Annotated in this window: 4 protein-coding genes; 3 read left to right on the forward strand and 1 reads right to left on the reverse strand. The window is 67.6% G+C overall.

Translation table 11 applies throughout. The annotated features are described in order from the left end of the window. Positions 1 to 1014, reverse strand: a 1014-nt coding sequence (locus tag B8460_RS15535) for a D-alanyl-D-alanine carboxypeptidase family protein (RefSeq protein ID WP_052945259.1), incomplete at its 3' end; no start/stop codon positions are given. Positions 1015 to 1321: 307 nt separating this feature from the next. Here B8460_RS15535 and B8460_RS15540 point away from each other — a divergent pair. From B8460_RS15540 to clpA, 3 genes are all read left to right on the forward strand, one after another. Further along, a complete protein-coding gene (locus tag B8460_RS15540) occupies positions 1322 to 1810 on the forward strand; it encodes a phasin family protein (protein WP_048862522.1) in 489 nt (162 codons plus the stop codon). A gap of 364 nt (positions 1811 to 2174) precedes the next feature. Then, positions 2175 to 2501, forward strand: a complete 327-nt coding sequence (gene clpS, locus B8460_RS15545) for an ATP-dependent Clp protease adapter ClpS (protein WP_048862523.1) — start codon at positions 2175 to 2177, stop codon at positions 2499 to 2501. Positions 2502 to 2663: 162 nt separating this feature from the next. Further along, complete coding sequence (clpA, locus tag B8460_RS15550) at positions 2664 to 5006, forward strand: ATP-dependent Clp protease ATP-binding subunit ClpA (RefSeq protein WP_048862524.1); 2343 nt, start codon at positions 2664 to 2666, stop codon at positions 5004 to 5006. Positions 5007 to 5027 lie beyond the last annotated feature (21 nt).

Here is a 5027-nt window from a genome sequence, read left to right on the forward strand (position 1 = left end):
GGCGGCCGTCTGCACGGGCACCGGCATACGGCGGGAGGCGGCCATGGCGGGGCGCACCGCGGGCTCCAGCGTGGAAGCCTGCGCCGCCGCGATCAGCCCGCCGCCGCGCGGCGCCGGGGCCTGATGGCGGACCAGCACCGGGACGTCCATCTGCTCGAATCCCTGATCGAGCAGCCAGGCCATCTGCCGGTCCCGCTCGACATTCGATCCGGCCCCGAGCACCACGCCGATCAGGCGCACGCCGGAGCGTTCGGCGCTGGTGACGAGGTTATGGCCGGCGAGCTGGGTGTAGCCGGTCTTCATGCCGTCCGCGCCTGGATAGGTCTCCAGCATGTGGTCGTGGTTGGGGATCAGGCGGCGGTGCCACATGAAGTTCGGCGTCGAGAAATAGCCGTAGAAATTGGGAAAGTCGGTAACGATGTGGCGCGCCAGGATGGCGAGGTCGCGGGCCGTCGAGACCTGTTCCGGATCGGGCAGGCCGGAGGCGTTGCGGAAGACGGTGTGCGTCATCCCGAGGGCGCGGGCGCGCAGCGTCATCATCGCGCCGAACCGGTCCTCGTCGCCGCCGAGCATCTCGCCGAGGGCGGCGGCGGCGTCGTTGGCGGATTTGGTCACGAGGCCGAGGATCGCCTCTTCCACCGTGATGTGCGTCGCGGGGGTCAGCCCGAGTTTCGACGGGCTCATCATGGCGGCGTGTTCCGACACCGGGACCGGGTCGTTGAGCGAGATGCGGTGGTCGCGCAGCGCCTCGAACACCAGGTACAGGGTCATCAGCTTGGTCAGGCTCGCCGGATAGCGCGGTTCGTCGGCGTTCACGCTCGACAGCACGTTGCCGGTGGCGGCGTTGATGACGATGGAGGCATAGCGGTCGGACCCGACCTGCGCCCGCGCGACGCCGGGGGCGACCAACGACAGCACGGCGGCGGCGAGGAAGGTGGCGAGGCAAAGGGCCGCCGGACGCCATCCGCCGAGCCGGACGCGACGGCGGGGCGCCTGCCGGGTATTTTGCGCCATGCGTCTGCTTCTCCCTGACCAGGCGGCGCCACCTTACGAACGGGAAAGGTCGCATGTCCAGCCCAATATATTGTGATTTGGAAGCCTTTTCCGAAGGTTAAGGGCTGATCTTCGCCCTGGGCGGCGGCCGCGCCGAAAAGGCCCTCGGGGATTGATGCGCTTTTGATGGTGCGGCGCACAAAATCGGCTTGCGGCCCGCGTCGTTTACTCCTAAGTAGATTTCCGGTGCTGCAGCGCAGCATGCGGGCGGGGCCGGCACGATGCGGGGTCGCCGCGACCGATCTGACGACCAAGGAGGTGTAGGCAGATGAATGCGAAGACGAAGGTGACCGAGATGGCCGCCACCGTCAGCGAGGCGGTTTCCGCCGGCGCGGCGGAGGGCATGGCTGCGACGAAGGAAGGCCTGGAGAAGTCCCAGGTGCAGATGAAGGAAGGAATGGACAAGGTCATGAAGGGCGCCGAGGATTTGATGGCTTTCGGCCAGGGCAATGTCGAGGCGTTCGTGAAGTCCTCGCAGATCTGGGCCGCCGGCGTGCAGGACCTGTCCAAGCACGTCGCCGCGACGGCGCAGAGCACGTTCGAGGAGACTCTGGCGACGTTCAAGGCGCTGACCTCGGTCCGCTCCTTCAAGGACGCGTTCGACCTGCAGGCCTCGTATGCCCGCGCGTCGATGGAAAAGGCGATGGCCGAGACCGGCAAGCTGACCGACGCGTCGTTCAAGCTCGCCGAGCAGGCCGCGGCGCCGATCACGGCGCGCGTGACGCTCGCGGTCGAAAAGTTCGGCAAGGCCGGCTGAGACCACGTACGGCCCGCCCGCATCGGGGACGGCGGCACGCCCGCCGTCCATCGCCGCCGGCGGACGCGACGGCGACTCGCCCGGTTCGCCGGGCGGGGGACGGATGGCCCGCCGGCACGCACGCGCCGGCTGGCTGCGATGGCATGACGGAGGCCCGGCCCTTTGCCCGGGCCTTCATCTTTTTGTGCGCATGACAGCGCCCGGCGGGGCGCTTATGGCAGTCTGGGGCACGGCGCCCCGGACGCGGCCGGCGGCGTTTTGCGGCCGGCGGGCTTTTATCGGCGGCGGCGGTTCCGATATGCTGCCGACCTCGGTTTCCGTACGCACCGGCGGGATGCCACCTCGCAGCCTGGACATGTAAGTAATGAGCGATAGCGATAAGCGGGGCAGTGACGGGTCGAATACGGGCGTCGTAGTCAAAACGCGCCCCAAGACCCGCAAGCCTGCCATGTACAAGGTACTGATGCTGAACGACGACTACACGCCAATGGAGTTCGTCGTTCATGTATTGGAGCGGTTCTTTCAAAAGAACCGGGAAGAGGCCACAAGGATCATGCTGCATGTCCACCGGCGCGGTGTCGGTGTCTGCGGCGTCTATACGTATGAAGTGGCGGAGACCAAGGTGACGCAGGTCATGGACCTCGCGCGCCAGAACCAGCATCCGCTTCAGTGCACGATCGAGAAGGAGTGAGCGTCGCGCCACGCCCGTCCCGTCTCCCGCGCGCACGCCGCCCGAACAAACGCGCGTCCGCCACCCCCGCCGGGCAACCGGGTTGGCAGACGCCGTTAATATGCTGAAGTCCATACGACCAAGGTCCGGCCATGGCGATCGGACGCGCAGGAGCCGCTGAGCATGTTGTCACGTAACCTTGAACAGACGCTGCACCGGGCCCTGTCGTTCGCGAGCGAGCGCCGGCACGAATACGCGACGCTCGAGCATCTGCTGCTCGGGCTGACGGACGACACCGATGCCGCGACGGTGCTGAAGGCCTGCGGCGTCGATCTGGACAAGCTGCGGGCGGACCTGTCGGAGTTCCTGGACAAGGATCTCTCCGGCCTCGCGACCGACCGGCCCGGCGAGCCGAAGCCCACCGCCGGCTTCCAGCGCGTCGTGCAGCGCGCGGCGATCCACGTGCAGTCCTCCGGCCGCGACGAGGTGACCGGCGCCAACGTGCTGGTGGCGCTGTTCTCGGAGCGCGAGAGCCACGCGGTCTATTTCCTGCAGCTGCAGGACATGACCCGGCTCGACGCGGTGAACTTCATCAGCCACGGCATCGCCAAGGCCCCCGGTCGCTCGACGCAGCGCCCGGTGAGCGGCGCCTCCGGCGGCCCGGAAGGCAAGGAAGAGGGCGGCGAGCGCGAGGACAAGCCCGGCCGGCGCAACCAGGACGCGCTGACCACCTATTGCGTCAACCTCAACAAGAAGGCGATGGCGGGCAAGATCGACCCGCTGATCGGCCGCGAGAGCGAGATCGAGCGGACGATCCAGATCCTGTGCCGCCGCACCAAGAACAACCCGCTCTATGTCGGCGATCCCGGCGTGGGCAAGACGGCGATCGCCGAGGGCCTCGCCAAGCGCATCGTCGAGGGCGACGTGCCGGAGGTGCTGGCCAAGAGCACGATCTTCGCCCTCGACATGGGCGCGCTGCTGGCCGGCACGCGCTATCGCGGCGATTTCGAGGAGCGGCTGAAGGCGGTCGTCAACGAGCTGGAGAACCAGCCCGGCGCGATCCTGTTCATCGACGAAATCCACACGGTGATCGGCGCGGGTGCGACCAGCGGCGGCGCGATGGATGCGTCGAACCTGCTGAAGCCGGCGCTGGCGTCCGGCACGCTGCGCTGCATCGGGTCCACGACTTACAAGGAGTTCCGCAACTACTTCGAGAAGGACCGCGCGCTGGTCCGCCGCTTCCAGAAGATCGACGTCAACGAGCCGACGGTCGAGGACGCGGTGAAGATCCTGCGGGGCCTCAAGACCAATTACGAGAAGCACCACAAGGTCAAGTACACGGACGAGGCGATCCGCGCGTCCGTCGAGCTGGCGGCCAAGTACATCCATGACCGCAAGCTGCCCGACAAGGCGATCGACGTGATCGACGAGGTCGGCGCGAGCCGGATGCTGCTGCCCGAGAACAAGCGGCGCAAGACGGTGACGCTGCGCGACGTCGAGGAGATCGTCGCCAAGATCGCCCGCATCCCGCCCAAGAGCGTGTCCGCCGACGACAAGGAGACGCTGCGCAACCTCGAGCGCGACCTCAAGGCCATGGTGTTCGGCCAGGACCGCGCGATCGACGCGCTGTCGGCGGCGATCAAGCTGTCGCGCGCCGGCCTGCGCGACGCGGAGAAGCCGATCGGCAACTACCTGTTCAGCGGTCCTACCGGCGTCGGCAAGACCGAGGTCGCGCGGCAGCTCGCCGCCACGCTCGGCATCGAGCTGATCCGCTTCGACATGAGCGAATACATGGAGCGGCATTCGGTCAGCCGGCTGATCGGCGCGCCGCCCGGCTATGTCGGCTTCGACCAGGGCGGCCTGCTGACGGACGGGATCGACCAGCACCCGCATTGCGTGCTGCTGCTCGATGAGATCGAGAAGGCGCATCCCGACCTGTTCAACATCCTGCTGCAGGTGATGGACCACGGGAAGCTGACCGACCACAACGGCAAGACGGTCGATTTCCGCAATGTCATCCTGATCATGACGACCAATGCCGGCGCGTCCGACATGGCGAAGGAGGCGATCGGCTTCGCCCGCGAGGCGCGCGTGGGCGAGGACGAGGACGCGGTGAAGCGGCTGTTCACGCCGGAGTTCCGCAACCGGCTGGACGCGGTCATCCCGTTCGCCGGCCTGTCGCCGGAGATCGTCGGCCGCGTGGTCGAGAAGTTCGTCATGCAGCTTGAGGCGCAGCTCGCCGACCGCAACGTGACGATCGAATTGTCCTCCGCCGCCAAGGAGTGGCTGGCCGAGCGCGGCTATGACCGCCTGTATGGCGCCCGCCCGCTGGCGCGCGTCATCCAGGAAGTGATCAAGAAGCCGCTCGCCGAGGAGCTGCTGTTCGGCAAGCTGGTCAAGGGCGGGTCGGTGAAGGTCGGGCTGAAGGACGGCAAGCTCGAGTTCGAGATCACCGAGGCACCGGCCACCGCCGCCGTCACCAAGACCGACGAGGACGGCGAGCGCGAGCACGAGACGGCCGAATAGGCCGCCGCGCCGCCGGCCGCC

The organism is Acidisphaera rubrifaciens HS-AP3 (genome assembly GCF_000964365.1).
GTDB lineage: Bacteria > Pseudomonadota > Alphaproteobacteria > Acetobacterales > Acetobacteraceae > Acidisphaera > Acidisphaera rubrifaciens.